General features: G+C 67.8%; 27 protein-coding genes. 9 read left to right on the top strand and 18 right to left on the bottom strand.

From position 1 onward, the window contains the following. Nucleotides 1-6: 6 nt before the first annotated feature. A complete protein-coding gene (locus tag ACFSJG_RS20590; protein ID WP_378487096.1) occupies nt 7-1632 on the bottom strand; it encodes a long-chain-fatty-acid--CoA ligase in 1626 nt (541 codons plus the stop codon). A gap of 113 nt (nt 1633-1745) precedes the next feature. On the opposite strand from ACFSJG_RS20590, the gene ACFSJG_RS20585 reads away from it, so the two are divergent. Beyond that, on the top strand, nt 1746-2603 hold the full coding sequence (locus tag ACFSJG_RS20585; RefSeq protein ID WP_378487095.1) for a LuxR C-terminal-related transcriptional regulator: 858 nt from the start codon (nt 1746-1748) through the stop codon (nt 2601-2603). Nucleotides 2604-2612: 9 nt separating this feature from the next. On the opposite strand, the gene ACFSJG_RS20580 is transcribed toward ACFSJG_RS20585, so the two are convergent. Further along, nucleotides 2613-3236 carry a TetR/AcrR family transcriptional regulator gene (locus tag ACFSJG_RS20580; RefSeq protein WP_378487094.1) on the bottom strand — a complete coding sequence of 208 codons (624 nt, stop codon included), beginning with the start codon at nt 3234-3236 and terminating at the stop codon, nt 2613-2615. Between the two features lie 141 nt (nt 3237-3377). On the opposite strand from ACFSJG_RS20580, the gene ACFSJG_RS20575 reads away from it, so the two are divergent. Together ACFSJG_RS20575 and ACFSJG_RS20570 are read left to right on the top strand one after the other, a co-directional pair. Then, a complete protein-coding gene (locus ACFSJG_RS20575) occupies nt 3378-3617 on the top strand; it encodes a ferredoxin (protein ID WP_378487093.1) in 240 nt (79 codons plus the stop codon). Nucleotides 3618-3621: 4 nt separating this feature from the next. After that, complete coding sequence (locus ACFSJG_RS20570) at nt 3622-4902, top strand: cytochrome P450 (protein WP_378487092.1); 1281 nt, start codon at nt 3622-3624, stop codon at nt 4900-4902. 112 nt (nt 4903-5014) lie between these two features. Here ACFSJG_RS20570 and ACFSJG_RS20565 read toward each other — a convergent pair whose 3' ends face one another. From ACFSJG_RS20565 to ACFSJG_RS20550, 4 genes are read right to left on the bottom strand one after another with little or no spacing between them, the layout of a single operon-like run. Next, entirely contained in the window at nt 5015-5245 is a 231-nt protein-coding gene (locus ACFSJG_RS20565) for a hypothetical protein (protein WP_378487091.1), read from the bottom strand. 48 nt (nt 5246-5293) lie between these two features. Next, the gene (locus tag ACFSJG_RS20560; protein WP_378487090.1) at nt 5294-6721 is read right to left on the bottom strand and encodes a FadD3 family acyl-CoA ligase; all 1428 of its coding nucleotides are present in this window, start codon (nt 6719-6721) and stop codon (nt 5294-5296) included. Continuing rightward, entirely contained in the window at nt 6718-7914 is a 1197-nt protein-coding gene (locus tag ACFSJG_RS20555; protein ID WP_378487089.1) for an amidohydrolase family protein, read from the bottom strand. The genes ACFSJG_RS20560 and ACFSJG_RS20555 overlap by 4 nt, the downstream gene beginning before the upstream one ends. Nucleotides 7915-7952: 38 nt before the next feature. Beyond that, nucleotides 7953-9527: an AMP-binding protein gene (locus ACFSJG_RS20550; protein ID WP_378487088.1), complete on the bottom strand. Its 1575-nt coding sequence runs from the start codon at nt 9525-9527 to the stop codon at nt 7953-7955. A gap of 140 nt (nt 9528-9667) precedes the next feature. Between ACFSJG_RS20550 and ACFSJG_RS20545 the strand changes: the two genes are divergently transcribed. After that, nucleotides 9668-10384: an enoyl-CoA hydratase/isomerase family protein gene (locus ACFSJG_RS20545; protein ID WP_378487087.1), complete on the top strand. Its 717-nt coding sequence runs from the start codon at nt 9668-9670 to the stop codon at nt 10382-10384. A 63-nt stretch (nt 10385-10447) separates the two neighbouring features. On the opposite strand, the gene ACFSJG_RS20540 is transcribed toward ACFSJG_RS20545, so the two are convergent. Beyond that, nucleotides 10448-10693, bottom strand: coding sequence for a (2Fe-2S)-binding protein (locus tag ACFSJG_RS20540; RefSeq protein ID WP_378487086.1), 246 nt, complete (start codon nt 10691-10693; stop codon nt 10448-10450). Between the two features lie 17 nt (nt 10694-10710). Beyond that, nucleotides 10711-11541, bottom strand: coding sequence for an SDR family oxidoreductase (locus tag ACFSJG_RS20535; protein WP_378487085.1), 831 nt, complete (start codon nt 11539-11541; stop codon nt 10711-10713). A gap of 79 nt (nt 11542-11620) precedes the next feature. Here ACFSJG_RS20535 and ACFSJG_RS20530 point away from each other — a divergent pair, with 79 nt between their 5' ends. From ACFSJG_RS20530 to ACFSJG_RS20510, 5 genes are all read left to right on the top strand, one after another. Next, nucleotides 11621-13198, top strand: a complete 1578-nt coding sequence (locus ACFSJG_RS20530; protein WP_378487084.1) for a methylmalonyl-CoA mutase family protein — start codon at nt 11621-11623, stop codon at nt 13196-13198. Beyond that, on the top strand, nt 13198-13596 hold the full coding sequence (locus ACFSJG_RS20525; protein ID WP_378487083.1) for a cobalamin B12-binding domain-containing protein: 399 nt from the start codon (nt 13198-13200) through the stop codon (nt 13594-13596). The genes ACFSJG_RS20530 and ACFSJG_RS20525 overlap by 1 nt, the downstream gene beginning before the upstream one ends. A 42-nt stretch (nt 13597-13638) precedes the next feature. Beyond that, nucleotides 13639-14595, top strand: a complete 957-nt coding sequence (locus ACFSJG_RS20520; RefSeq protein WP_378487082.1) for an LLM class F420-dependent oxidoreductase — start codon at nt 13639-13641, stop codon at nt 14593-14595. Continuing rightward, on the top strand, nt 14592-15677 hold the full coding sequence (locus ACFSJG_RS20515; protein ID WP_378487081.1) for a CaiB/BaiF CoA transferase family protein: 1086 nt from the start codon (nt 14592-14594) through the stop codon (nt 15675-15677). The genes ACFSJG_RS20520 and ACFSJG_RS20515 overlap by 4 nt, the downstream gene beginning before the upstream one ends. A 79-nt stretch (nt 15678-15756) precedes the next feature. Then, nucleotides 15757-15954, top strand: coding sequence for a ferredoxin (locus ACFSJG_RS20510; RefSeq protein ID WP_378487207.1), 198 nt, complete (start codon nt 15757-15759; stop codon nt 15952-15954). A gap of 81 nt (nt 15955-16035) precedes the next feature. On the opposite strand, the gene ACFSJG_RS20505 is transcribed toward ACFSJG_RS20510, so the two are convergent. The 10 genes from ACFSJG_RS20505 to ACFSJG_RS20460 form a co-directional block, all read right to left on the bottom strand. Next, nucleotides 16036-16674 (bottom strand): flagellar basal body-associated FliL family protein, encoded by a 639-nt coding sequence (locus ACFSJG_RS20505; RefSeq protein WP_378487080.1) that lies wholly within the window; start codon nt 16672-16674, stop codon nt 16036-16038. A 14-nt stretch (nt 16675-16688) separates the two neighbouring features. After that, nucleotides 16689-17954 carry an MlaD family protein gene (locus ACFSJG_RS20500; RefSeq protein ID WP_378487079.1) on the bottom strand — a complete coding sequence of 422 codons (1266 nt, stop codon included), beginning with the start codon at nt 17952-17954 and terminating at the stop codon, nt 16689-16691. A gap of 8 nt (nt 17955-17962) precedes the next feature. Beyond that, a complete protein-coding gene (locus ACFSJG_RS20495; protein ID WP_378487078.1) occupies nt 17963-19066 on the bottom strand; it encodes an MlaD family protein in 1104 nt (367 codons plus the stop codon). After that, complete coding sequence (locus ACFSJG_RS20490) at nt 19063-20175, bottom strand: MlaD family protein (protein WP_378487077.1); 1113 nt, start codon at nt 20173-20175, stop codon at nt 19063-19065. The genes ACFSJG_RS20495 and ACFSJG_RS20490 overlap by 4 nt, the downstream gene beginning before the upstream one ends. Beyond that, nucleotides 20166-21218 (bottom strand): MCE family protein, encoded by a 1053-nt coding sequence (locus tag ACFSJG_RS20485; protein WP_378487076.1) that lies wholly within the window; start codon nt 21216-21218, stop codon nt 20166-20168. The genes ACFSJG_RS20490 and ACFSJG_RS20485 overlap by 10 nt, the downstream gene beginning before the upstream one ends. Nucleotides 21219-21223: 5 nt before the next feature. After that, entirely contained in the window at nt 21224-22261 is a 1038-nt protein-coding gene (locus tag ACFSJG_RS20480) for an MlaD family protein (RefSeq protein WP_378487075.1), read from the bottom strand. Further along, complete coding sequence (locus ACFSJG_RS20475) at nt 22258-23565, bottom strand: MlaD family protein (protein WP_378487074.1); 1308 nt, start codon at nt 23563-23565, stop codon at nt 22258-22260. The genes ACFSJG_RS20480 and ACFSJG_RS20475 overlap by 4 nt, the downstream gene beginning before the upstream one ends. A gap of 3 nt (nt 23566-23568) precedes the next feature. Continuing rightward, nucleotides 23569-24426, bottom strand: coding sequence for an ABC transporter permease (locus tag ACFSJG_RS20470; protein ID WP_378487073.1), 858 nt, complete (start codon nt 24424-24426; stop codon nt 23569-23571). Beyond that, complete coding sequence (locus ACFSJG_RS20465; RefSeq protein WP_378487206.1) at nt 24426-25223, bottom strand: MlaE family ABC transporter permease; 798 nt, start codon at nt 25221-25223, stop codon at nt 24426-24428. Before ACFSJG_RS20465 ends, ACFSJG_RS20470 begins: the two co-directional genes overlap by 1 nt. Before the next feature lie 363 nt (nt 25224-25586). Next, nucleotides 25587-26855: a cytochrome P450 gene (locus ACFSJG_RS20460; RefSeq protein ID WP_378487072.1), complete on the bottom strand. Its 1269-nt coding sequence runs from the start codon at nt 26853-26855 to the stop codon at nt 25587-25589. Nucleotides 26856-26877: the final 22 nt, after the last annotated feature.

The raw sequence follows: 26877 nt of genomic DNA, 5'->3' as shown, positions 1-26877 counted from the left end.
ATTCTGCTACGAGCCGGTAACTTCGCTGCCGCCCGCCCGCAGCTCGTTCTTCCGGATCTTGCCGGTGGGGGTGCGGGGCAGGTCCGACGCGAACGCGATGTCGCGGGGGACCTTGTAGCCGGCGAGCAGTCCGCGGGTGTGTGCGATCAGCTCCTCCGCGGTGACCGTCGCACCGGCCCTGACCAGTACGAACGCCTTCGGCCGCTCGCCCCACCTCTCGTCGGGGACACCCACGACGGCGACGTCCGCGACCGCCGGATGCGCGACGATCGCCTGCTCGACCTCGACGGTCGAGATGTTCTCGCCACCGGAGATGATGATGTCCTTCGCACGGTCCTTGAGCTGGATGTATCCGTCCGGGTGCATGACGCCGAGGTCGCCGGTGTGGAACCAGCCGCCGGCGAAGGCCTCCGCGGTGGCCGCCTCGTCCCGGTAGTAGCCCAGCATCACGTTGTTGCCGCGCAGGACGATCTCGCCGAGGCTGATCCCGTCCGCCGGGACGTCCCTCATCTGGGGGTCCACCACCCTCGCGGTCTCCGCCTGCAGCATGCCGACGCCCTGCCGGGAGATCAGTACCGCCCGCTCCGCCGGGTCGAGTTCGGCCCACGACTCCTGCGGCTCGCAGATCGTGTACGGCCCGTAGACCTCGGTCAGGCCGTACACGTGCACGACGCTGACGCCGAGTGCCTCCAGCTTCCCGATGATCGTCGGTGACGGCGGCGCGCCCGCGGTGGTGATGCGCAGCGGCGTCGTCAGTTCGTGCGCCTCGGCGGCGTCGGCGATGGTCGAGCACACGGTCGGGGCGCCGCACAGGTTGGTGATGCCGAGGGTGTCGATCGCCTCCCAGATCGGTTCGGCGCGGACCGCGCGCAGGCAGACGTGGGTGCCGCCGGCGGCCGTCACCGCCCACGGTGTGCACCAGCCGTTGCAGTGGAACATCGGCAACGTCCACAGGTACTTGGTGTCGCCGGTGAAGCCGTTGTGGAAGGTCTCTCCGAGCGAGTTCAGGTAGGCGCCGCGGTGCGAGTACATGACGCCCTTGGGCTTGCCGGTGGTTCCGGAGGTGTAGTTGATCGCGATCGGGGTCTGCTCGTCGGCGACCGTCCACGGCAGTGGAGTCGTGTCGACCGCGGTGGCGAGCAGGTCCGCGTAGGTCGTGGTCGCGACGCCGGTGACGGGCTCGCCGACCGTGATCGTGGAGTCCGGGATCTCGACGATCTCGCGGACCGTGGGGACAGCGGACTGGATGGTGGCGGCGGACCCGAGGAGTTCAGTGTCGACGAACAGGATGGTGGCGCCCGAGTGGTCGAGGATGTACTCCAGCTCCGGGCCCGCCAGGCGCGAGTTCAGCGCGATGAGCACGCCGCCGGCCAGCGGAACCGCGAAATGCGCCATGAGCATCTCGGGGGTGTTCGGGCACAGGTAGGCGACCCGGTCTCCGGGTTCGATGCGTGACCGCAACACCTGTGCGAGCCGCTGCACCTCGTCACCGAACTCGCGGTAGGTGTACCGGCGGTCGCCGTGCACGATCGCGGTGCGGTCGGGAAACACCGAGGCTGACCGCTCCAGGAACCGCAGGGGGCTCAGTTCGGAGTGGTTGGCGGCCGGGTGCTGGGCGACAGGGGACGTCATCGGATGAATCTCCAGGTGGGCGGTGTCCGCCGGGTGTGACGGGCATTACGAAGGGTGCTACCGACGCTAGGGGTCACCCAGCCGCGGTCGCTACCCTAAGAAGTGGGTATGCCATGAACGAGACGACGAACGATGTGCTGAGGCCGAGCGACGAGGACGCGCTGCGTGCCGAACTGCGGACACTGAGCACGTCGAGTGCGTTCCCGGTGCTGTTCGGCGGCGCGGTCACGGACGGGGCGACGCGGCTGTCCGGATTCGCGGGCACCCGGAGCACGATTCTTCGTGGACTGACCATCGACTTCGACTGCGGTCTCGGGGGCCGGGCGGTCGCCGAGCAGCGCCCCGAGGTGGCGCCGGACTACTTCGCCTCCCAGCACATCACCCACGAGTACGACGTCCAGGTCGCGGGCGAGGGCATCGAGTCCTTGCTCGCCGTTCCGGTGGTGGTGCGTGGGGTGACGCGGGCCGCCCTGTACGGCGGGTTGCGCGCCCGCCGGCCGATCGGCGACGTGACGATCGCCCCGGTGCTGCGGGCGTCGTCCCGGCTGGCTCGCGAGATCGAGATCCGCGACGAGGTCGACCGTCGCGTCGGGTTGCTGACCAACACGTCGTCCCGGTCGGAACGAGCGACGGCGGAGTCCGAGCGGATCACCGAAAGCTATCTGGCCCTGCGTGAGCTGGCGGCCAGGGTGGACGACGAGTCCGTCGCCGCGCAGCTGCGTACGGTCGAACAGACGCTGCGCTCGCTGACGGATTCCCCGCCCACCGAGAGTCGGATCGCGTTGTCTCCGAGGGAGTTCGACGTCCTGTCCCATGTTGCGCTCGGATGCCGCAACGCCGAGATCGCCGACCGGCTCTCGCTCAGCGTGGAGACCGTGAAGACCTACATGCGGAACCTGATGGCGAAACTCGAGGTGAGCAGCAGGCAGGAAGCAGTGTTCGCGGCGCGCCGACAGGGCCTGTTGCCGTAGCGCATCCGGTCATACCTGTCGGGACGTCGACCTCGCCTCCTCGTCTCGGCGCGATGCCTCGTAACCGGTCGTCAGCAGGAAGACGGTTCGATCGAGTGTCGGCATGATGTCGGTGATCGCGATGTGCCCTTCACGGTAGCGCCCCGCCAGGCCGTAGACGAGGCTCGAGAGGATCGATTCGAGATCCGCGACGAAGTCGGGGTCCAGATCGGACAGCACTGCCATGCCGACGGCAACGACAGGGTCGAAGCTGCGGAAGGCGAGATCTCCGCCGGACGCCGAGGTTCGCACCCGGAAGTACGCGAGAAGCATGGCCGGGTGCCGCTCCCAGGGGTCGAAGATCGCCCGCATCACTCGCATCATCGCCGAGTGCAGTGGCTCGTCCGGGTCACGTGGCTGCGCGACGAGTCCGGAGTGGTTCTGCGTCATCCAGTGTTCGATCGCGGCGACGATCAGCTCCTCGCGCGTTGCGTACCGCTTGTAGATGGTGGTCAGTGACGTGCGGGCACGACGTGCGACCTCGCGTAGCTGTACCGCGTCGTAGCCGTCGGTCTCCAGGAGGTCCACGACTGAGTCGAGAAGCCGATCTCCGGTCCGGTTCACGCCGACCGGCGCTCGAGTGTTGCTGTCCATTCGTGTCAATTCCCTTGCCGCATTGGAGTAACCCAGTTATCGTACCGGCAGTAACTGTGTTACTCACCCTCGAGTCGCCGGCGGTCCGCACGCGCGGACGTACAGCCGGTCGAATCCGAATCCACGATTGGGGAGCGCCCGATGACGGGATCGCCCACACGCCTACATGTCGATCGCGCCGCGTGCGAGGCGCATGCACTGTGCGTCGAGATCGCACCCGAGATCTTCCGCCTCGGCGACGACGAGATCGCGACGTGCGACGAGAACCCGCCGGCCGCGTCGTGGCCTCTGGCGGAGTCGGCGATCGGCGCATGCCCACGCCAGGCCATCAGCATCGTCGACCCGCCCGCCACGTCAGCCCCGTCATCCGAAAGGCAGTGACAAGATGACCGATCTCGACACAGTCGACTTCTTCTCCGACGGGAACGTCGCACAGGATCCCTTCGAGTACTTCGACCACCTCCGGGGCCGTAACCCGGTCTTCCGTGAGCCGCACTACGGCGTGGTGGCGGTCACCGGCCACCAGGAGGTGATCGAGGCGTTCAAGAACACCGAAGCACTCTCGGCCGTCAACTCGATCGGTGGACCGTTCCCTCCGTTGCCGTTCGTACCGGAGGGAGACGACATCACCGCCCAGATCGAATCGCACCGCCACCGGTTTCCGATCTTTGAACACATCGTGACGATGGATCCACCCGACCACACCCGTGCGCGGTCACTGCTGGGCCGGATGCTCACACCGAAGCGACTGAAGGAGAACGAAGAGTACCTGTGGGATCTGGCGAACCAGCAGATCGACGAGTTCATCGACAACGGCAGGTGCGAGTTCCTCGGCGAGTTCGCCAAACCGTTTGCCACATTGGCGATCACCGACCTGCTCGGGGTTCCGGCGCAGGATCGCGAGGAGTTCCGCCGGGTGCTGGGGGCGGGTGAGCGGCCCGGCACCCGGGTCGGGGCGCTCGACCACGAGCCGGTGGGGACGAACCCTCTCGACTATCTGGACGACCGGTTCCGCGGCTACCTCGCCGAGCGCCGACGTGAACCGGTCGGCGACATCCTCAGCGGACTGGCCACGGCAACGTACCCGGACGGATCCACCCCGGAGCTGATGGAACTGGTGCGACCCGCAACCTTCCTGTTCGCCGCAGGCCAGGAAACGGTGACGAAGCTTCTCAGTTCGGCACTGCGGGTTCTCGGTGACCGACCGGAGTACCAATCGATCCTGCGTGAGGATCGCGGTCTCATCCGAGCCTTCGTCGAGGAATCGCTTCGCTTCGACAGCCCGACGAAGGTCGACTTCCGGCTCGCCCGCACGTCCACCAGGATCGGCGATCTCGACGTTCCGGCCGGAACCGTGGTGATGCTGGGTCTCGCTGCCGCGAACCGTGATCCGCGCAAGTTCGAGGATCCGAACGAGTTCCGGCTCGACCGGAGGAACGCGCACGATCATGTTGCGTTCGGCAGGGGGCTGCACACCTGTGCGGGAGCGCCGCTGGCCCGCATGGAGGGTCACGTGACGCTGAACCGGCTCCTCGACCGGATGAGCGACATCGGTATCAGCGAGTCGGTGCACGGCCCGGCGGGAAATCGCCGATACACCTACGAGCCCACGTTCCTGTTGCGTGGTCTCGTCGAACTCCACATCGAGTTCACTCCGGCCCGGTAGGCGTCGTGTCGACGGACACGGTGTCGAGCAGAGGAGCCGTGCGGCGACCCGTGCCGAGCGCATGTGCGGTGCTCGGCACGGGTGGCTGGAGGGAGTGGCGTCGCGCCGGTGGTCAGCTGGCCTGTGCCATCGGCGGGTGAATGCGGCGGTTGCACACGTCCATCAACTCCGCGACGACGGCGGGGTCGAGGGTGCCGCGACCGGATCCGGTGAGGATCCGGCGCACGCGGTGGAAGTACTGCTGTGGGGGGATGCCGAACGCGACGAAGATGTCCTCGTCCGGCCCGCCGTTCCAGTGCCGCCACTTCATTGCATGCTCGAGCATTGCCGCGTCTGTCGACATGGGTTCCTCCTTCGTGTGGCGGGTGTCCGGAACTGTAGTGGAGATTGTTTACCGCAATTGGTCTTTCACGACTTTTCCCGTTGCGTTCAGTGGGAGTGCGTCGAGGAACTCGACGTACCGGGGTGCTTTGAACCCGGCCATGCGTTCGCGCCCCCAGGCGATCAGCTCGTCGGCGGAGACCGGCCGCTTCGGCACGACGAACGCCTTGCCGACCTGCCCGAGCCGCTCGTCGGGAACACCGATCACGGCCACCTGGTCGACGTCCGGGTGCTCCAGGTAGAACCCCTCGATCTCGGCGGGGTAGGCATTGAACCCGCCGACGATGAACATGTCCTTCTTACGGCCGATGATGCGCAGCCGGCCACCCGAGTCGAGTTCACCGAGGTCGCCGGTGTGCAACCAGCCGTCCGCGTCGATCGCCTCCGCCGTCGCGACGGGATCGTCGAGGTAGCCCTGCATGACGTTGTAGCCGCGGATCAGCACCTCGCCGTCGTCGGCGATGCGCACTTCGATTCCGTCGCAGGGTGTTCCGACGGTCGTTGCGATCTGTTCGAAGGTGTCGCCGGGTCGGGACGCGGTGGCCGTGCCGCCCTCGCTGAGCCCGTACCCGGTCATGATCGTCTCGAACGGAAGATCGCTCTTGATCCGTTTGATCAGTTCGACGGGGATGTCCGCCGATCCGGTGACCGCCGCGCGAAGCGAGGACAGGTCCCGGTCACGCGGCGCGGACAGCAGCGACTGGTACAGGGTCGGCGGGCCGGGCAGCATCGTGACCTTCTCCCGCTCGACGAGGTCCAGCACGTCCTCGACATCGAGCACGGCGACGGGGAGCACCGTGGCGCCGCGGATCATCGATGCGACCAGTCCCGCCTTGTAGCCGAACATGTGGAAGAACGGGTTGACGATCAGGTACCGGTCGCCTTGACGCAGGTCGGCGAGATCGCACCACTCCGAGAACATCCTCAGCGTCTGGAGGTGGTTCATCATCACGCCCTTGGGGCGCCCGGTGGTCCCGGAGGTGTACATGATGTCGGCGATGTCCTCGCCGTCGATCTCGCACTCGAACGGCTCACCGCTGGAGAGGAAGTCGGACTTGACGTCGATGGTCGGTACGTCCACGTCCAGCGTGTGGTCGAGGTCGAGGAAGCCCTTCTGGACCAGGACGAGTTTCGCGCCGCTGCGCCGGACGATGTCGGTGGCCTCGTCCGCCTTGTATCGGGTGTTGACGGGGACGAGTACTCCGCCTGCGGTGAGCAGGCCGAACGCGGCGACGATCCATTCGGCGGAGTTGGGTGCCCAGATCGCCACCCGGTCGCCCTTCCGGACGCCGGCCGCAGCGAAAGCTCCTGCGGCACGGCGGATCCGGTCGGCGAGTTCGATGTAGGTGATCCGCAGGGGGCCGTCGACGACCGCTTCGGCATCGCCGAAGCGGTCCGCCGTACTGAGCACCATCTGCGGAATGGTCCGCCAGGTCATACCTTGAGCAGTCGAGCGAGGTTGCCGCCCATGATCTTCGCCTGGTTCTCGAGCGGCATGTCCTTGATCTCGTGGATGTAGCGTGCCGGCTCGGCGAGGCCCTCGGGGTGCGGGTAGTCGGATCCGAAGAGAACATGGTCGACGCCGATGGTGTCGGACAGTCGCTGCAGATCCTCCTCCCAGAACGGGCTGACGTAGAGGCTCTGCTTGATCGCCTCGATCGGGTCCCGGAAGCCGAAGCCCTCCGGGGCCTTCTTGTAGACGTCCGAGAGCTGCTGCATCAGCGGCTCGAGCCAGACGCAGCCGTTCTCGATGACCGCGATCTTCAGGTCCGGAAATCTGTTCAGAGCGCCGTGGCACACCCAGGAGGCGACGGCGTCGGTGACGGGACGCCACTGGTTGGTCATGGCGAACGTGTTGGTCTGGAACGGCAGCATCTCGAGCGAGTTGCCGTCCCATTCCGCGTCGAAGCGGGAGTATCCGCTGTCGGACGAGTGCATGGTGACGAGCACGTCGAGCTCGACGACCCGCTTCCAGAACGGATCGAACTCGGGGAGCGCGAACGAGCGCATGCCGTGCAAGCCGGGAACCGGGGCGGGGCGGACGAGGATCGCCTTGGCGCCGTGCTCGACGACCGCCCAGTTCAGTTCCTCGATGGCCTTCTCGACGATCGGCAGGGTGATCACCGGAACGGTGAAGATGCGGCCGGAGTGCACGAAACTGCCGTCCTGGCCCCAGTCCTCGAGCATCCACTGGTTCAGTGAGTGGACCACCGCGTGGATGAGTTCGGGGTGGTGCCGCATGCGCTCCTCGACCAGGCTCGCCAGGGTCGGGAACATGAGTGCGCGCTGCAGCTGCAGGTCGTCCATGACCTTCAGGCGGGCGATCGGGTCACGGAAGGCGTCGATCGCCTTCATCGACTTGCCGAAGATCTCGCGCCGGCTCTTCCCCTCGGGGTTGCCGTGCTTGAAGTACTCCTCCATCGCACCCGGCCGGGCCACCACCTCGAAGGTGGGGTTCGGGATGTACTCGCTGATCTGGCCGAGCACCGCGATCTTGGTGCGGCCGTTGATCTCGACGTACTGGATCGCGCCCTCGTACTGCTTCGGCAGGTGACGGGTCAGCGCTTCCTTGGTCTCGTACAGGTGGTTGTCGGCGTCGAAGAGCTGATACGGCAGATCGACATTGCTCATGGAATCCTCCTTGTCGAATTGAGAGAATCGTATTCTCTTCAGGGGAGTATGGCAATCGTTTCGCGGCGTTCCGCGGCCAGGGTGCGGCGGACCACGAACTTCTGGACCTTGCCGCTCGCGGTCCGGGGGAAGTCGGAGACGACGTGCAGTTCCTCCGGCCACTTCTGCTTGGCGAGACCCGCCTGCGCGAAGTGGTCGCGAAGGTCGCCGAGGGTGGGCTCGGACGCTCCGGGGCGTAGTCGGACGACCGCGGCGGTGCGTTCACCGAGACGGTCGTCGGGCACGGCGACGGCGATGGCCTCCGCGACGCCTGCGAGGGTGAGCAGTACCTCCTCCACCTCGAGTGCGCTGACGTTCTCGCCGCCCCGAATGATGATGTCGGACTTGCGATCCGTGATGGCGAGGTAGCCGTCCTCGTCGAGCACTCCGATGTCGCCGGTGTGATACCACCCGTCCGCGTCGAACGCGGCCTCGGTCAGGGCCGGGTCGGTGTAGCCGCGGCACAGGTCCGGTCCGCGGCTGAGGATCTCGCCGTCCTCCGCGAGCCGGATCTCGACGCCCGGGCGCGGGTTGCCGTCGGTGAAGAGGCGTTTGGCGCGGGGTGCGGACGGCAGCGAACCCGTGATCGAGGGATGCTCGGTGCTGCCGTAGGAGCGGAACACCGTCACGCCGAGGCTGTCGAGGCGGGTGGTCACCGCCGCCGGTACCGATGATCCGCCGAGGCCGGCGTACTTCATGTGCGGCAGGTGGTCGGCGGTGAAGTCCGGATGGTCGAGCAGGCTGGTGACGAAGTAGGTGGCGCCTCCGCCGACGGTCAGTCCGTCACTCAGCATGAGCGCCAGTGCATTTCCGGGGTCCCAGACGTCGGCGAGATTGATGTCGGACCCTTCGAGGATCGGAATCAGGAAGGCGTTCACCATGCCGATGAAGTGCCCGACCGGAGCGGCGGTGAGCTGGCGGCCTCGGTCGGACGGATAGTTGCCGGCGAGTTGGCGGGTCTCGAACCCGAGGGTCCGGTGGTCGTGGACGACACCCTTGGGCGCGCTGGTCGTCCCGGACGTGAAGGCGATCAGCGCAGGCTCGGCGGGGTCGACCGGAAGCAGTCCCGGCATCGGCTCGGGTGCGAGCAGGTCATCGAAGGCGGGCGCATCCGCGGAACCGCCGACGACACCGACGACGGGGACCGCCGCGCACAGGTCGGCGTGGAACTCGGTGCGGCCGAACCCGTCTGCGCCGATGAACACCTTCGGTTCCGTGGCGCCGAAGATGTACTCGAGTTCCTTGCGTCCGTAGAAGTGAACGATCGGGACCACGGTGGCGCCGAGCAGGGACGACGCCCAGAAGACGGCGGCTGCCTCCATCCAGTTGGGGAGCTGGAAGGCGATCACGTCGCGGGGGCCGACGCCGCGTGACCGCAGTCCGGCGGCGAGCCTGCGGGCGACGAGTTCGACGTCGCGGACGGTTCCGGACCACGGTCGCGTCGCCGAGTGCACCCTGAACTCGGCGTCCGGGGCGGCGGCGAGGCCGCGGGCGAGCATGTCCCCGATCGTGTCCCCGGTCCACCACCCTTCCGTCTCGTACCGCGTGACCAGTTCGTGGGGGATGTTCCGCATGCCGAATGCTCCAATTCCCGTCACGGCGCGGCGCCGGGCCGGGGCGGCCTCGACGCGGTCGTCCGACCGACCCTGTGTCAGCAGCGGATACATTATTCTCTCAGCAAGAGAATGCCAATATCAGTTGGGAGAAAAAGAGCATGGTCGATCTCGAGTTGGATCAGGGGTTGGCGGTCGTCACCATCAACCGCCCGCACGCCCGCAACGCCATCGCCCCGGAGACCATGGACCAACTCGACCAGGCGCTCGACGAGGCCGCCGGTGCACAGGCGCTCGTCATCACCGGCGGCGGCGACAAGGCCTTCGTCTCCGGGGGCGACCTCAAGGAGTTGAGCCTGCTGCGGACCGAGGAGCAGGCCGCGGACATGGCGTGGCGGATGCGGTCGATCTGCGACCGCATCGCGCACTTCCCGGCGCCGACGATCGCCGCCCTCAACGGGCACGCGCTCGGTGGCGGGGCGGAGGTCGCGGTGGCCGCCGACATCCGCATCGCGGCCGACGACATCAGGATCGGATTCAACCAGGTGGCACTGGCGATCATGCCGGCCTGGGGTGGTGCCGAGCGGCTGGCGGCCATCGTCGGTCGGGGTCGGGCGCTGATGCTCGCCGGCTCCGGGCATGTGCTGGACGCGGCCGAGGCGGCTCGGCTCGGACTGCTCGATCGGGTGTTGCCCCGGGAGTCGTTCGCCGACGGCTGGCGTCAGCTCGCCCGCTCGCTCGCCAATCCCTCGTCGGGGCCGATCAAGCGTGTCGTCGGCGGTGCGTCGAAGGAAGAGGCTGTCGCGGAGTTCGCGCGACTGTGGGTCGCCGACGAGCACTGGGCCGCCGCGGACCGGGTGTTGAGCAGAACCCGCTGACCGGAGTGGAAGGGCGGTACCCGTCGTGGCAACCCCACGTGCGTGCGACGGGTACCGCCCGGTTCAGGTGCGGACTGCGGCCTGTCGGTGCCGGACCCGGGACGTCACGAAGGTGGCGACGACGTGCGCCGACCGGGCCTCGGAATCGGCGGATGCGGCGGCGATGATCGCCTGGACAGTCCGTCGGCACCGGCCGCAGTCCGCCCCCGCGCCGCACGCCGCGGCGACCTCGCCGGAGGTCCGGGCGCCGCCGGACACGGCGTCGTCCACCATGTCGTGCGTCACGCCGCGGCACACGCAGATGTACATGGAAAACCCCCGGGTGGTCAGTCGAGGAACAGGTCGAGCTGTGGGTTGTCGCCGCCGCCGTAGCGCGAGAGATCTTCGACGCCGGCCTCGGTGAGCACGTCGGCATCGATGAAGCACTGTCCGGTCGCCGTTCGTGCGGGCCGGGACAGGACCGTGACGGCGGCGTCGGCCATGATCTCCGGGCTGCGCGACGAGGACAGCAGGGTCTCCCCGTCCCGCATGTTGGCCACGGCGGAGGTGGCGATGTAGGTCTGCGGCCAGAGGCAGTTCGCGGCGATTCCGGCCTCGGCGAACTCGGCTGCGAAACCCAGTGTCAGCAAGGTCATTCCGTACTTGGACAGGGTGTACGCGGGATGCGCACCGAGCCAGTACGGGTTCATGTTGACCGGAGGGGCGATCGTCAGCACGTGCGGATTCGACGACTCTCGCAGGCACGGCAGGCACGCCTGGGTGAGCTGGAAGGTGCCCTTGCAGTTGATGTCCTGCATGAGGTCGTACTTCTTGCCGGACAGGGTTTCCGTCGGGTCGAGGGCGATCGCGCTGGCGTTGTTCACGCAGATGTCGACGCCCCCGAAGCGCTCGACGGCGGTGGCGGCGGTGCGAGCGACGTCCTCGTCGTTCCGGACGTCGCCGACGACGGCGACGGCCTTGCCGCCTGCGGCTTCGATCTCGGCGACCGCGGTGTGCACGGTGCCCTGCAGTTTCGGGTGCGGCTCGGCGGTTTTCGCGAGCAGGACGACGTTCGCTCCCTGCCTGCCTGCGGCGACGGCGATCGCCAATCCGATTCCGCGGCTCGCGCCGGAGACGACCAGGGTGCGGTCGGCGAGGGTGTTCTGTGGGCCGGACATCGTTCTCCTGTCACGTGCTGAGCTCTCGTTCTCACGCATGATATTGGCATTCTCATTTTCTGCAAGTATCGTATCCGTCGTGGACAACAACGTTGAGACCTCGTCGGGGATCCCCCTGGAGGCGGTCTACGGGCCGACCGACATCGGTGTCGACCCGCCCGCCCCGGGTGCCTTCCCGTTCACCCGCGGCAACTTCTCCTCCGGCTATCGAGGCCGGCTGTGGACGTTCCGCCAGTACTCCGGATTCGGTACCGCCGAGGAGTCGAATCGGCGCTACCGCTACCTCCTCGAACAGGGTGGAACCGGACTGTCGGTCGCCCTCGACCTCCCGACCCAGTGTGGGTACGACTCGGACGATCCGGAGGTCACCGAGGAGGTCGGGCGGGTGGGCGCCGCGGTCGACACCCTTGCCGACGCCGAGGTGCTGTTCGACGGGATCCCGCTCGACAAGATCAGCACCAGCTTCACCATCAACGGCACGGCGGCGATCCTGCTCGCCTTCTACGTCGCCGCCGCGGAACGCAAGGGCGTGCCGCGCGAGAAGCTGACCGGGACGATCCAGAACGACATCCTCAAGGAGTACGCCTCGCGCGGCACCTGGATCTGGCCGCCGGAACCGTCACTGCGACTCATCGCGGACACGATCGAGTTCTGCGCCGCCGAGGTTCCGCGGTTCAACGCGATCTCCGTTGCGGGAGCGCACTTCCGGGACGCAGGTGCCAGTGCCGTGCAGGAAATGGCGTTCACGCTCGCGGACGGCGTCACATACTGCGACACCGTGGTCGAGCGTGGCCGCATGACCATCGACGAGTTCGCGCCGCAGATCTCTTTCTTCTTCTACACACACGGCGACTTCTTCGAGGAGATCGCGAAGTACCGTGCCGGACGACGCCGGTGGGCCACCATCGTGCGCGAACGGTACGGCGCCACCACCGACAAGGCGGCGATGTTCCGCTTCGGATGCGTCGCGGGCGGCGCCTCGCTCTACGCGCCGCAGGCCCAGAACAACCTGGTCCGGGTCGCCTACGAGGCGATGGCCTCGGTTCTCGGTGGCGTGCAGTCGATGTTCACCGCGGCCTGGGACGAACCGTTCGCCCTCCCGAGTGAGGAGTCGGCGACGCTCGCCCTGCGGACGCAGCAGATCCTCGCGTACGAGACCGGGGTCACCCGCGTCGCCGACCCACTCGGCGGTTCCTACTTCGTCGAGGCGCTCACCGACGCCACCGAGGAGAAGATCATCGAGATCATGGCCGACCTCGAGCAGCACGGCGGCATGGTCCGCGCCATCGAGGACGGCTACCTCCAGGGTCTGATCGCCGACGAGGCGTACACCCTGCACAAGCAGATCGAATCCGGTGAGCGTCCCGTCGTCGGCGTCAACAAGTTCACCTCCAACGAACCCGCCCCCGAGATCGGTACCTACGAACTCGACGCCGAGGGGCGCGAACTCCAACTCAAGCGGCTGGCGAAGGTCAAGGCGGAACGCGATCCGGACCAGGTCCGCAGCACCCTCGCCGCCCTGTCCCGCGCGGCGGAAGGAACGGACAACCTGATGCACTCACTGATCGACTGCGCCAACGCCTACTGCACGGTCGGCGAGATGGTGTCGTCGCTCAAGGCCGTGTGGGGCGAGTTCCAGCAGCCGGTGGTGTTCTGATGACCGCCCGCATCCTCGTCGCCAAGCCCGGACTCGACGGACACGACCGGGGCGCCAAGATCGTCGCCCGAGCCCTGCGCGACGCCGGCTTCGAGGTCGTCTACACCGGTATCCGCCAGCGGATCGAGGACATCGTCTCCATCGCACTGCAGGAGGACGTCGCCGTCGTCGGGCTGAGCATTCTCTCCGGTGCGCACGTCGCGCTCACCACCCGGGTGATCGACGCCCTTCGGGAGGCCGACGCCGGTGACATCGCCGTGATCGTCGGCGGGACCATCCCGCTGGCCGACGTCCCGAAGCTGCTCGACGCGGGTGCCGCCGCGGTGTTCCCGACGAGCACTCCCCTCGACGTCCTGGTCACCGAGGTGCGCAAGCTCACCGGCGACGGCGAGTCGTGAATCGAAGCGCAGGACAACTCAACTCGTCAATCTGGAGGTAGCGTGCGGATCGGTGTGATGGTGGGGCCGGAGCGGGGGGACTCCGCCAAGAAGGTGTCCCGGATGATGGCGGATGTCGAGTGGGCGGAGTCCGCGGGCCTGGACAGCGTGTGGGTTCCGCAGGTGCCCAACGACTTCGACGCCCTGACGGCGGTCGCGCTGATGGGGCAGCGGACGTCGACGATCGAGATCGGCACCGCGGTCGTGCCGCTGCAGGCGCAGCACCCGATCGCGTTGTCGCGGCAGGCGCTGTCGGTGCACGCCGCGATCGGAGGACGGCTCGCGCTCGGCGTCGGCCCCTCTCACCACTGGATCGTGCAGGACATGTTGGGCCTGCCCTACGAGAAGCCGGCCAAGTACACCCGCGACTACCTGGACGTGTTGAACGCGGCGCTCGCGGGGACGGGCGGCGTGGATGTCGAGAACGACACGTTCACGGTGCACAACCCGCTCGACCTGCCCCCGGTCGGCCCCATGCCCGTCTTCGTGGCCGCGCTCGGTCCCGTGATGCTGAGCATCGCGGGGGAGCGGGCGGACGGCACGGTGCTGTGGATGGCCGACGACCGCAACATCGCCGAGCACATCGCGCCGCGCATCAGGAAGGCGGCGGCCAACGCAGGCAAGCCCGCTCCGCGGATCGTTGCGGGTCTGCCGGTGTGCCTGTGCCGGCCGTCGGAGGTCGACACGGCGCGCGAGCGGGCCAATCGCATCCTCGCGGAGGCCGAGGTATCCCCCAACTACCAGCGACTGCTCGAACATGGGAACGTCCGCAACGTCGGTGACCTGTGCATCGCGGGCGACGAGGAGGCGATCATGGCGGGCTTCCGGCGGTACGCCGAGGCCGGGGCCACCGACATCTCGATGCGCCTGCTGCCGATCGGCGACACCCGGGACGAACTGGTGGCGTCGAAGTACCGGACCCGGGAAGTCGTCGCCGAGTTGGTGAAGGAGCTGCGGTGACGGACGGTCCGCAGTCGTCGGGGCCCCTGGCGGGTATCAGGATCCTCGAGGTCGGACACATTCTCGCCGGCCCGTACGCCACGATGATGCTCGCCGATCTCGGTGCCGAGGTGACCAAGATCGAACCCCCGACCGGCGACCTGTCCCGGCAGGTGAGCGACTCGTACTTCGCGAGCCTCAACCGGGGGAAGCGCAGCATCTGTCTCGATCTCGGTACTGCCGACGGACGTGCGCGGCTGGGTGAGCTGGCGTCGGAGGCACACGGGCTGATCGTCAACCTCAAGCCGTCGGCCATCCGCAAGTACGGCCTCGACTACGAGTCGATGCGGCAGTGGAACGAGCGGATCGTGTGCGTGGCGCTCACCGGGTACGGACTGGACGACGGCGACCACCCCGCGTTCGACTACGTGCTGCAGGCGGAAACCGGGGTCGCCGCCCTCACCGGTGCTCCGGACGGCCCGCCGACGCTGCCGGGGTACTCCGCCGCGGACAACTCGACGGGGCTGACCGCGGCACTCGGGCTGGTCGCGCACCTGCTGTCGGGGCGTGGCGGGCAGGTCGACGTCTCCCTCCGCGACGTCATGCTGTCGCAGCTGAACTACCGTGCCGCCGCTTATCTCAACGACGGTGTCGAGCCCCGTCGCGCGGAGAACGGTGCGCATTCCTATTACGTTCCCGCGCAGTTGTTCCCGACGGAAGCCGGACACCTGGCCCTGTTCGTCACCCACGACGGGTTCTGGCGGGCCTTCGCGACGGAGGCCGGGATCGACGGGTTCGAGACCATGGCCGAACGGGTGAGCCGGCGCGAGGAACTGCTGGCGGTGGTCGGTTCGGTGCTGACGACGGACACCGCGGAGAACTGGGAAGCGCGACTGAGGCCGCGGGGAGTCCCGGCGGCGGCGGTGCGCACGCTTCCCGAGGCGCTGCGCCGGACCCCGGGGGCGGTGGTGCGAGCGGGCGACTACGAGTTGGTCGCCAGCCCGATCAGGATCGCCGGATACGAACCCCGGTACGGACCGCCGCCGGCCCTCGGCGAGCACGGACACGATCGTGAACCGGACCGGGAGCCGGTGCAGCAGTGAGCATCGGCGCACACCGCGCGATCAGAACATCGGACTCGGCGCAGCCGTCGCCGACCGCGATCCAAGGATGGAGTGGGTGATGTACGTCGAGGCCGACTACGACCTGTGCGAGTCGAACGCGATCTGCGTGGGCCTGGCCCCGCAGGTGTTCGACCTGAACGACGACGAGGAGCTGATCCTGACGCCGGGACCGGTGCCGGCGGAGATGGAGGATCGGGTGCGTGACGCCATCCTGCAGTGCCCGCGTGCTGCGCTCCGCGAGTCGTCCGGGAAGTGAACGCCCTGGCGGCCGGTCGGGTCCCGTGGATCCGCCGGCCGCCGCAGGGCTCGATTCGGATCTGCCCGCACCGCACCGTCGTCAGGGCAGGTCGACCTTCGAGGCCAGCCATTGGCCGTCGACCAGTTCCATCGTCATCACGACCCGGCTCCGGTCGAGGCGCGGTTCCGGGGTCACCGAGTTGGTGACGGTCTGGTCGACGAACAGGAGTACCTCGACCTTGGTCTTCGTCGCGGACTTGATGCCGTCGTCGACGACGGTTCCCGTGGCCGAGGCGGAGTTGTCCACCAGCAGCTGCTTGAGCTGCTCACTGGATTCGCTGTACATGTCCTTGAACTCGCCGGTCGCGCCTGCCAGAACGTCGTCGAAGTTCTTGTCGAGGTCACCCGAGTCCACACTGGTCAGCGTCACCGCGTAGTTGCGGGCGGTCGCTCTCGCCTGCTCGGCGGCCGAGTCGACGTCGTGGGCGTTCTTCAGCATCCAGCCGATGACGACCGCGCAGGCCAGCGACGCGACCGTCACCACGATCAGCGCGATGATCCCGATCCTCCTGGACCATCCTCGGTCCCGCGCGGCCTCCGCCGAATCGACGTCGTCGGCGTCCGGACCGTCGTCCCCTCCCACGTCGGTGGCGGCCTTGATGTCGTCGGTCTCGGTGGTGTCGGGCTCGACCGGGTCGGGTCCGGTGGTCGGTGCGTTCGTGTCGGTTTCGGTGCTCATGGCGCTCTCCTTGGTCATTCTCCGGTGGTGCCGGGCAGAGGCACGGTGGCGAGGTCGGGTCCGGCGTAGGGCAGGGGGATCGAGTACGGGCCGACGGGACTCGGACTGGCCTTCTGGAGCCGGTCCGCGTTCGGATCGGGGCCCGCGAACCCGTCGTCGGGGCGAGGGGCGTTCCGGGCCCCACGGACCAGCAGGGACTGATCCGGGTTCTGGCAGTCCACATTCAGATAGGGCTCCGGAAAGTCGGCCTGCCACGGGGGCAGCCGCGGCACGTCGTAGTCGCAGGAGACGCGCGGGTAGAAGTTGACGGCAGCCCAGACACCGCCGTCGCGGAACACCTCGGACAATGCCTCGAGCGTCGAGCCGTCGCGGTACTTCGGGAAGAAGAACTCCTGGAGTGCCGGCACCCGAACGGTGGTGAGTTGCGCGACGGTGGCGAGGTTCCCGAGCAGCTTCACCATGGTCGGTGAGTTGTCGGCGATGACGGCGTCGATGGTCTGCAGGGCGCCGGGCGTGCGGTCGAGCAGGGTGCGCAGACCGGAGTCCTTGGCCTCGATTCCACCCAGCACCTGCCGCAGGTTCGCGGCCGACTCCTGCATACGGCTGCCGTCACCCAGGGTTCCGAGGGCGACCTTGCTCGTGTTCAGCAGATCGACCGTCTGCGGGAGCACAGCGTCGAGGGTGTTCAGGAGGAAGGTGCCGCCGTCGATGATGTCGGCGAGCTTCTCCGGACCCGCCGGGCTCATACCGAGCTCGTCGACGATCGCCTCGACGTCGGCGGGATCGATCTGGGCGAGCATGCCGTCGAGGTTGCCCATCATCTGCGACAACGGAACCGGCGTGGCCGTGTCCTCCATCGCCACCTCCGCTCCGTCCGTCAGGTACGGCGCCTCGTCGGTGGTCGGCCGGAAGTCGAGGTACTGCTCGCCGGCGAGCGACAGGCCCGCGACGCGAACCTCGCCGCCGACGGGTATCTGGGTCGAGTCGTCGATCGTCGCCACCGCGACGACACCGTCGTCGGCCAGTTCCAGTGAGTTCACGCGGCCGATCGGTACACCGCGGAGGGTGACGTTCTGGTTCGGCAGCAGACCACCGCTGTCCGCGAGGTGCACCCGGACGGTCATCGTGGACTCGGTCGGGCGAACACCGAAGACGCCCAGCGTCAGGTAGCCGAGTCCGAGTACGAGGATCAGGGCCAGACCCCACGCCGACGCCGCGAGGCGCCGGGCGTGGACGAACCGGACCGAGGACACCACGGCCCCTGCGGCGGCGTTCCCCATGCGGCCGATCATCGGCCGGGTCCGAACACTCGGTCCCGCAGCCGTTGCAGGGTGTAGGCGATGGTTCCGGCGAAGGCGGCGGAATCGGTGGCGTCGGGAACGCGGCTGCCGGGATCGCCCGGATGGTTCGGGTCGGCGAGGGCGCCGATCGCGAGGTCCTCGAGATCGGCGTGGGGATGCGCCGACGTCGAGTTGGTGATCTTGATGATCGGGGCGAGCATCTTGTTCACCGCCGTCAGGTCCGCGTCGGGATTGTTCGCGGCCCGGGCGAGTTCGTCGGCGATGGTGTTCAGGTCCGCGACGAGTCCGCCCGGCGCGGTTCCGGCGATCGACGGGTACCGCTCGAGCTGTGTTGTGATCCGGTCCAGTTCGGCGACCAGCGCGAGGGTCTGGTCCGTGTTCACGGCCACCGCACCGGCGGCGGGTGCGGCTGCGCTCAGTACGTCGTCGATCGTCTGCTGCTGACCCGCCAACGTCGATGTCAGGGTGGCGGTTTCGCCGAGCACGTTCTGCAACTCGCCGTTGCGGGCCGCGAGATTTCCGATCAACTGCGTCGACTGGTCGATGATGCGGGTGAGGCCGTCGCCGCGGTCACCGACGGCGGCTCCGAGCCCGTTGACGATCTTCGTGGTGTCCCGCAGGACACCGCCGTTCACCAGCAGTGCGGCCGTCGTCAGCACGTCCTCGATGGTGGCCGCGGCGGAGGTCGACTCCTCGGGGATGTTGGCGCCGTCCGCCAGCATCTCGGCGTCGGGGGGAGCGTCGGCGGGCGGTGAGAGCGCGACGAAGATGTCGCCCAGTGGGGTCGCCGAACGCAGTTCGGCCGTGGTTCCGACCGGGAGTTGCACGTCGTCCAGGATGCTCATGGTGACCACCGCCGAGTAGTTGTCCACGGCCATCGACTCCACCTCGCCGATGTCGACGCCCGACCGCTTCACCTTCGCCGAGGCGGGCAGGTTGAGCGCGTTGGAGAAGGTGGCGGTGAGGGTGTACGAGGGCCCGTCGACCCCGGGCGCCGGGAGCGGCAGATCTTCCAGGCCCACCGAACAGGCGGAGGTCGACACCACCGTGAGGGTGGCGAGACCGGCAAGTCGAAGGCGTCGAGTGCTCATCGCGGCAACCCCGCAATCCCTTCCAGCATTCCGCTGATTCCGAAGTCCGGTCCGAAGTCGGCGAGTGTTCCGGTGCTGCAACCCAACTGCCGCATGCCGAGCAGGTTGCACACCTCCTTGACCAGCTGCCCGTCGAAGAACACCTTCTCCAGCTGCGCGTGCACGCGCGCGGTGCGGTTCTGCCGATCGATCGCGTTGTACGCGTTGTCCATCAGCAGCGGGGCGAGGTCGAGGAACTCCGCGATCTGGCGCTGGTAGTCGACCAGTGACGTCGTCACCGTCGTCGCATCGGTCGCCGTGCTGCGCAGTCCGTCCCGGTTCTTCTGGAGGAGATCGGTGGCCTGGGCGATGACCTCGTTGAGTTTGGCGCCCGTGTCACCCGCACCGAGCTCCGACGCGGCCAATACGTCGGTGAGTCGTCCGATCGTGGAACCGAACTCGCTGATCGTCTGCTCGTTCGCGGCCGATGCGCTGCTCAGCGAGGCCAGGTTGTCCACGATGTCGGTGACCGCGTTCGCCGTCGCCTCGCCCTGGTCGTCGCCGAGGCGCAGGGCCTCGGAGAGCCGGGAGAGCGCGGAGGACATGGCGGGCCCGTTGCCGACGGTCATCGCGGCGCTGACACCGAGCAGGTCGGCGACGGGGCCGCTGCCCTGCCCGTCGCCCTGGAGTTCGACGGCCATGTTGTCGGCCATCGCGATCAGGCGATCGAACTCGATCGGGGTGCGTGTGTGGTCGAGCCCGATGACGTCACCGTCCGCGAGGGTCGGACCGCCCGTGTAGGGCGGCGTGAACTCGACGTGCCGGTCGGTGAGGACCGACGTGGACACCGTCACCGCGGTCGCGTCCGCCGGGATGTCGGTACCGCCGTCGATCGACATCGTGACGGCGACCTGTGTTCCCTGCGGCTCGATTCGGGTGACCGAGCCGACCGGCATGCCCAGTACCGACACGTCGTTGCCGAGGTACAGGCCGGCGCCGCTGTCGAACAGGGCGGTCACCTCGATCGAGTCCTCGGAGGCCACGGCGCTCCCGACACACCACGACCCGAGGGCCAGCACGGTGCCGGCGACGACGAATCCGATGACGGCCTTCCGCGCTCTCAACGGCAATCCTGGAAGTAGGGCGGCAGTCCCCGCAATTCGGCGTGTCCGCTGATCGCGCACATCCACGAGTCGATGAGGGGCCCCGACGGCGCCGTGAAGTCGATCTCGTTGGCGGTGCCGGAGGCGTTGGTGAAGTTCCGGATTCCCACGGGCAGGACCTCCAAGGTGTTCCGCAGCAGTGCGTCGTTGGCGCTCAGGGTGCCGAGCAGGTTCTGCAGGCTGGCCAGCAGGGCATCCACCTCGGGACGGTGCTCGACGAGGGTGGTGGACAGCCGGTCCACGAGGGTTGTCGTGGACGACAGAAGTCGTTCGAGGGTGTTCTGCCGCAGGGCGACCTCCTCGACGAGCGCGTTGCCGTCGCGGATCAGCGCACCGAGCTGACCCTGCTGGGAGTGGACGGCATCGGTCAGGGTCTGGGTGCTCTGGAGCAGGGTTCCGATCTGCGCTCGCCGGTCCGCGAGGATCGCAGAGAGACTCTCCATGTTCGCCAGTACCTGTGGGACGAGTTCGGGGGTGCCCTCGAGTTGGGTTGCGAGCGTCGTCATCGCGTCACCGATGCCGGCCGCGTCGACCTCCTCGAAGGTGGTCGTCGAGTCGGCCAGCACCTGTTGGAGGTCATAGGGAACAGCTGTGTTGGACAACGGGATCAGTCGATCGGGCAGCTCGCCCGCGCCAGCCGGGCGCAGCTCCACGTACCGGGTGCCGAGCAGGGTGGTCAGTTTGATCGACGCCTGGGACTGCGGGCCAACCGCGACGTTCCCGTCGACGTCGAACGCGACGACGACGCGGTCGCCTTCCAACCGGGTCGCCGCGACCGAACCGACCTGCACTCCGGCGACGCTGACCATGTCCCCCGGGGAGATACCGGCAGCCTGCGCGAATTCGCCCTCGTATCGGACGGTTCCGGCGCCGAAGCGGGAGATGCCGAGGAGCACGGCCAGGGTCAGGACGATGAGGGCGACGGCGGCGATCCCGAGCGCCAGCGGGCTTCGCTCCTCGATGGGGCGGCGAAGGGTGCGCTGAAATCCGGACTGGGTGGGACGGGCCACGTCGGTCACCTGCAGATCGGCGAGTAGGTGACCTTGCCGCCGGGGGTCGCGTTGGCGACGACGGTGGGGATCACGGTGGACAGGGAGGGGATGAGGGTCATGTTGATGCTGCAGAGATAGGTGTTCAGGTAGGAGCCCTCCTGGCTCACCCGGGCGAGTCCCTTCAACAGCGGGGGCAGGTTGTAGGAGAAGAAGGCGAATTCGTCCTTGTTGGCAAGGAAGTGGTCCACGAATCCCGGGTTCCGCGTGACCAGTTCGTCGATCTCCGGTTGCGCCTGACCGGCCAGCTCGGACATCCGGTTCGCCGTCGTCGAGAGGCGAGCGAGCTGGGTGCCGAGCTCGTCGCGGCGCGCCGACAGTGTGGACACTATCGACTGCGACCGGCTGATCACGGTGTCGAGATCGGAGTGCCTGGCGGCGAGCGAGCCGACGACCTGGTCGAGGTTGACGATGATGTCGCCGAGCACCTTGTCCGGTCCGGCAAGGGACTCGGCGAGACTCGAGGTCTGGGCCACCAGGGTGGCGACCGAACCGGTGTCGCCCTGGAAGGCGCTGACCAGGGCGCTCGTCACGTTGTCCACCTGTTCCGGGTCGAGTACCCGGAACAGCGGTTCGAAACCGTTGAGCAGCGCGGAGATGTCGAACGACGGCTCCGTCCGCTCGACGGGGATCTCGCCGCCCTCCTCGAGGATCTGCGGTTGTCCGTAGTCGCCCAGGGACAGCCCGAGATAGCGCTGACCGATCACGTTCTGATAGGTGATGGATGCCTTGGTGTTTCCGAAGAGCAGCTGGTCGGAATCGACTCGGAACCCGACCCGTGCCACGGTGCCGTCGAGGGTCACCGAGTCCACACGGCCCACCCGCACCCCGGCCATCCGGACGTCGTCACCGGTGCCCAGTCCCGACGCATCGGTGAACACCGCGGTGTAGGACTTGGTGTCCCCGCCGATTCCGCGCTCCAGGGTGACGAGGACCGTGGAGGCGAGGAGGAACGACACCGCGAGGAACAGGCTGACCCCGATCAGGGGTTTGCGGATACTCACGGACCCTCCTCGGGAGCGGGTGTGACTCCGACGATCGCGCCCCGCGCCAGGGGCCCGAGGATGAGCTCGCCGGCACTGGTCAGGTCGCCTCCGAGGATCTGCGACAGAACTTCCTTCTCCGCCGGTCCGCCGACGGGACCCACGTTGCCTCCCGACACCGGCGCCCCGGTGCCGGTGGCCGGTGCGGGTGCGTTTTCCTTGATCCACGGCTCGGTGGACGACTCCGGTGCCGTGGCGCAGCTCGGTCCCTCGACATCGCCGTAGCGGGGACAGTCCGCCCGGGTGTACATGCGGTGCGGGGTCAGCTGGAACATGAACTTGCCCCGGCCGTGCTGGACGTTCTCCGGCCAGAACTCGTCGAACCACTTGTGGCCCATGATGGTGAACCGGGTGGTGATCGGGGTGAACGACGGGGATCCGGCAGCAACCACGTCGAGCACGGGTGCGAGTTTCGTGGTGATCCCGATGATCTGGTCCGTGTTGTTCTCGAGTGCCGTTCCGAGTGTGGACAGGGTGCCCGACCCCGCGGAGAGCAGCGAGTTCAACGCGGCCTCCTTCTCGGCGACCGTCCGCATCGGAACCACCGCGTGGTGCAGCGCGTCGAGCAGGTCCGGCGCCGAGTTCTGCAGCCCGTGTACCGCGGTGCTCAGTGCGGACATCGTCGACGGGCCTCCGGTCGGGGTGATGACGGCACCCAGTTCGCGGGTGATGCGATCCAGTTGCCTTCCCGCCTCGACGATGTCGTCGCCGCGGCGGTCGGTGGCCGCCGCGACGGCCGCGAGCACACCGACGGTCCGTTCGGATCCGATGCGGCCGGTCGCCGCGACGACCTGACGGAGCTTGGTCAGGGCCGTCTGCAGCTGGATGGTCTGCTGGCTCTCGTCCTGCGGGATCTCCGCTCCCGGTGTCAGCGGGGGAGCGGAACCGTTGTCGAGGAGCTGCACCGAGGAGACGGCGAACACATTGCTGGGGACCACCCGTGCGGTCACCGAAGCCGGAACGCCCCCTGCGTGTTCCGGATCCAGTGCCAGGTGTACCCGGTTCGGTTCGCCGCCCGTTCCCGGCTCGACCGCCGTCACCTCGCCGACGATGATTCCGCGGAACTTCACGTCGGAGCGAGCGGGGAGACCGTCGCCGACGTCCGTGAGGAGGGCGGTCGCCGGAACGTCCTCGTCGAACCGGCCGTTCATCTTCGCGATCGAGGCGAAGGTCAGTGCGACGGCAACAGCCGTCGCGACGAGTCCCGTGACGATCAGTCGTCTCTCGGACGGCCCACGGCCGTCGGTCTCGAATCGGTTGGGCATCGGTCAGCCACCCAGCCTTGCGCTGGTTCCGATTCCCCACAGCGCCACGGTGAGCAGCAGGTTGACGACGATCATGGTGGAGATGCTCGCGCGCATCGCCCGGCCCGCGGCGACACCGACGCCCTGCGGTCCGCCGCTCGCGTAGTAGCCGTAGTAGCACTGGATGGTGGTCGTGATGACGACGAACACGACGGTCTTCAGCAGCGAGTACAGGACGTCGGTGCCACTCAGGACGAGTGTGAAGTAGTGGTCGTAGGTGCCCTGGGACATTCCGCTCGCCACCCCGATCACCATGCGGACCGCCAGGTAGTTCACTGCCAGACAGACGATGTAGAGCGGAATGACGGCGATCACGGAGGCCATGAGCCGTGTGGTCACCAGGTAGGGGATCGACCGGATGCCGAGCGCTTCCATCGCGTCGATCTCCTCGGAGATCCGCATGGCGCCGAGTTGGGCCGTGAACCGGCATCCGGCCTGCGAGGCGAACGCCAGCGACGCCATGATCGGTGCCAGCTCGCGTGTCGTCGCGGTCGCCGAGATCATGCCGGTCGCCGGCTCCAGACCCAGGAGGTGCAGCGCGTTGTAGCCCTCGATGCCGACGATCGCCCCTGCCGCCGCACCGAGCACGATGATCACGCCCGCGGTGCCGCCGCCGACGACGAGTGAACCGTTGCCCCACACCACATCCGACAGGAGTCGGAAGAACTCCTTGCGGTAGTGGCGGAGCGTCAACGGAATCGCCGCGACGGCGCGCGCCAGGAACGTGGCCATGTGCCCGAGGCGCATGAACACGGTGCCGACAGACGCGCTCGCGTTGCGAACAGCCCTTGTTCCCGGGATCGGGAAGTGTCCGGAGGCCATCAGAAGCCTGTCCTTGGGAAGAGGATCACGTACAGCTGGGTGAGGGCGACGTTGACGATCATCAGCAGCAGGATCGAGGCGACCACGGTCGCGTTGACCGAGTTCGCGACGCCTTCCGAGCCGCCCCGGGTACTCAGCCCCTTGTGGCAGGCCACGATGGCGACGATCGCGCCGTAGATGACGGCCTTGATCATCGTGAGCACGAAGTCCCCGACCGTGGCGAACGACGCGAAGGTCGTCACGAAGCTTCCCGGCGTTCCGTTCTGGACGTACGTGTTGAAGAGGTAGCCGGCGAGGAATCCGACGAAGCACACCAGGCCGGTGAGGGCCAGGCCGACGACGATCGCGGCGGCCAGTCGCGGTACCACCAGACGCCGGACGACCGAGATGCCCATGACCTCCAGCGCGTCGATCTCGTCGCGGATCTTGCGTGAGCCGAGGTCCGCGCACACCGCGGAACCCGCGGCGGACGCCATCAGCAGTGCGGCGACCATCGGAGCGCCCTGGCGGATGACGGCCAGGCCGCTCGCGGCGCCCGCGAGTGACGTCGCGCCGACCTGGCCGGCCAGCAGCCCGAACTGGATGGACATGGTGACACCGATCGGGATGGCGACGCAGAGCGTCGGGATCGCCGATGCCGAGGCCATGAACGCGGCCTGCCGCACGAACTCCTGGAACGGGAATCGCAGCGTCGCGATGTCGAGGACCAGGTACTGGATCGCGCGCACCGCGAGTGCGAACTGACCACCCACGGTCTCGAGCGAGGCGACCGGATGCCGCCGTACGTATCCCCGCATCCAGCCGGTGATCTCGTCCGTGGGGCGCCGCTCGTCGTGATCGGCTGTCGACGATTCGGGCGGCTCGGACGATCCGCCCGTACGATCCGTCCCGGTGCTCAGATCCGACATCGAGTCGTCACCGCCATCCTCCACGCCCCCCAAGGTTTTTCGGACATCTCGTCGGTCGACCGCCGTCGGCGACCGGATCGGGCTGGGTGCCCTGCACTGGCATGCCGCTCCCCGCGTCAGGCCGTGTCGGGATCACCTACCGCCTGTGAAGTCGTCGGGTAGGGATCGGGTGCAGGCGGGCTCGTCCTGTCCTCGCGACATCGAGGCCGTCCGGTCAGGACGAGCGCCACCGCAGATCGTGTGCCGGTCCGGTCAGTCGGCCGGTGTGAACTCCAGATGGAGTTCGGCGAGCGCGCGCAGGATGTAGGTCGGCTCGTAGCTGAAGTGACGGTTGCCCTGCGGTCCGTGGTGCTCCTCCGAGATGGTGATGTTCTCGGTGCGGTCGAGGAGTCGCTCGATGGTGACCCGGGCCTCGGCGCGGCTGAGCGGACCGCCCGGGCAGGAGTGGATGCCCTTGCCGAACGCGAGGTGTTCGCGGGCGTTGTGGCGGTGCAGGTCGAACTCGTGCGGGTCCTCGAATCGGCGCGGATCCCGGTTGATGGCACCGGGATTGATCATGATCGTGGTGCCGGCGGGGATCTCGACCCCGGCGAGATTCGTCGTGCGGCGCGCGAGCCGGAAGTCGCTCTTCACGGGCCCTTCCATGCGCAGGGCCTCCTCGACGAAGTTGGGGATCAGCGACCGGTCCTCACGAAGCTGCTTCTGCAACTCGGGATTGTCCGCGATGTGCCGCAGGGAGGAGGTGATCAGTCGTGCGGTGGTGTCCTGGCCTGCGCCGAACAGGAAGGTGGCCAGGTGGCACAGCGCGAGGACCTCGGGAACCTCACCGTCCGGGTAGGTCGACTCCGCGAGCGCGGTGAGGACGTCGTCTCGGGGGTTGTCCCGGCGATCCTGGATGTACACGGAGAACTTGCTGTCGAGGAATTCGAGGGGGTTGGCCACCATCGCCTCGTCGGCGCTCATCGCGCCGGGCTTCTGCGCACCGAGATGCGTGCGGAAGACGTCGAAGTCCTCCTCCGGGACGCCGAGCAGGTTGGCGACGGTCAGCATCGCGAACGGCTGCGCGTAGGCCTGAGTGAGCTCGCACTTGCCGTCGGCGAGGAACTCGTCGATCTGACGGTCGGCGAGACCCCAGAGGAAGTCCTCGCTCTCCTTGATCCGGCGCGGCGTGAAGAGCTTGCCGAGCAGTGCGCGGGTGCGCTGGTGCTGCGGCGGGTCGAAGGTCACGAGGTGTTCCGACAGCGGCAGCTGATCGCGATGGGCCTCGAGCTGCTCGCTGATGTCGTCACCCTCGGGCTCGAACGGCAGGCCCGGGAACGGGCCGGTCGGGGTGATGGCGTTGGAGTAGGTGTCGGCGTCCCGGAAGACCTCCGATGCCTCGTCGTAGCCGGTGACGGCGACGACGCCGTACACCGGCATCTTCGTGACCGGGCACTGCTGCCGCAGGTGGTCGTAGTAGGGGTGCGGATCGTCGACGAGGGTCGGGTCCGTGAAGTAGTCGATCGTGTCGAAGTCGGTCACTGCAGCCTCCCGCTGAAGTTTC

It is taken from the genome of Rhodococcus gannanensis (genome assembly GCF_042681175.1).
In the GTDB taxonomy this organism is placed as follows: Bacteria; Actinomycetota; Actinomycetes; order Mycobacteriales; family Mycobacteriaceae; genus Rhodococcus_G; species Rhodococcus_G gannanensis.
The sequence above is the reverse complement of the archived record's forward strand: the minus strand, read 5'-3'. Positions and strand labels throughout refer to the sequence as shown.

What these genes read in the sequence shown, in the direction of transcription:
- ACFSJG_RS20525 (WP_378487083.1), top strand. Translation starts at nt 13,198, where the DNA reads ATGACCGCCCGCATCCTCGTCGCCAAGCCCGGACTCGACGGACACGAC.
- ACFSJG_RS20575 (WP_378487093.1), top strand. Translation starts at nt 3,378, where the DNA reads ATGACGGGATCGCCCACACGCCTACATGTCGATCGCGCCGCGTGCGAG.
- ACFSJG_RS20500 (WP_378487079.1), bottom strand. Translation starts at nt 17,954, where the DNA reads ATGGGGAACGCCGCCGCAGGGGCCGTGGTGTCCTCGGTCCGGTTCGTC.
- ACFSJG_RS20580 (WP_378487094.1), bottom strand. Translation starts at nt 3,236, where the DNA reads ATGGACAGCAACACTCGAGCGCCGGTCGGCGTGAACCGGACCGGAGAT.
- ACFSJG_RS20555 (WP_378487089.1), bottom strand. Translation starts at nt 7,914, where the DNA reads ATGAGCAATGTCGATCTGCCGTATCAGCTCTTCGACGCCGACAACCAC.
- ACFSJG_RS20550 (WP_378487088.1), bottom strand. Translation starts at nt 9,527, where the DNA reads ATGCGGAACATCCCCCACGAACTGGTCACGCGGTACGAGACGGAAGGG.
- ACFSJG_RS20560 (WP_378487090.1), bottom strand. Translation starts at nt 6,721, where the DNA reads ATGACCTGGCGGACCATTCCGCAGATGGTGCTCAGTACGGCGGACCGC.
- ACFSJG_RS20510 (WP_378487207.1), top strand. Translation starts at nt 15,757, where the DNA reads ATGTACGTCGAGGCCGACTACGACCTGTGCGAGTCGAACGCGATCTGC.
- ACFSJG_RS20465 (WP_378487206.1), bottom strand. Translation starts at nt 25,223, where the DNA reads ATGCGGGGATACGTACGGCGGCATCCGGTCGCCTCGCTCGAGACCGTG.
- ACFSJG_RS20590 (WP_378487096.1), bottom strand. Translation starts at nt 1,632, where the DNA reads ATGACGTCCCCTGTCGCCCAGCACCCGGCCGCCAACCACTCCGAACTG.
- ACFSJG_RS20495 (WP_378487078.1), bottom strand. Translation starts at nt 19,066, where the DNA reads ATGAGCACTCGACGCCTTCGACTTGCCGGTCTCGCCACCCTCACGGTG.
- ACFSJG_RS20475 (WP_378487074.1), bottom strand. Translation starts at nt 23,565, where the DNA reads ATGCCCAACCGATTCGAGACCGACGGCCGTGGGCCGTCCGAGAGACGA.
- ACFSJG_RS20505 (WP_378487080.1), bottom strand. Translation starts at nt 16,674, where the DNA reads ATGAGCACCGAAACCGACACGAACGCACCGACCACCGGACCCGACCCG.
- ACFSJG_RS20545 (WP_378487087.1), top strand. Translation starts at nt 9,668, where the DNA reads ATGGTCGATCTCGAGTTGGATCAGGGGTTGGCGGTCGTCACCATCAAC.
- ACFSJG_RS20570 (WP_378487092.1), top strand. Translation starts at nt 3,622, where the DNA reads ATGACCGATCTCGACACAGTCGACTTCTTCTCCGACGGGAACGTCGCA.
- ACFSJG_RS20540 (WP_378487086.1), bottom strand. Translation starts at nt 10,693, where the DNA reads ATGTACATCTGCGTGTGCCGCGGCGTGACGCACGACATGGTGGACGAC.
- ACFSJG_RS20565 (WP_378487091.1), bottom strand. Translation starts at nt 5,245, where the DNA reads ATGTCGACAGACGCGGCAATGCTCGAGCATGCAATGAAGTGGCGGCAC.
- ACFSJG_RS20470 (WP_378487073.1), bottom strand. Translation starts at nt 24,426, where the DNA reads ATGGCCTCCGGACACTTCCCGATCCCGGGAACAAGGGCTGTTCGCAAC.
- ACFSJG_RS20585 (WP_378487095.1), top strand. Translation starts at nt 1,746, where the DNA reads ATGAACGAGACGACGAACGATGTGCTGAGGCCGAGCGACGAGGACGCG.
- ACFSJG_RS20535 (WP_378487085.1), bottom strand. Translation starts at nt 11,541, where the DNA reads ATGTCCGGCCCACAGAACACCCTCGCCGACCGCACCCTGGTCGTCTCC.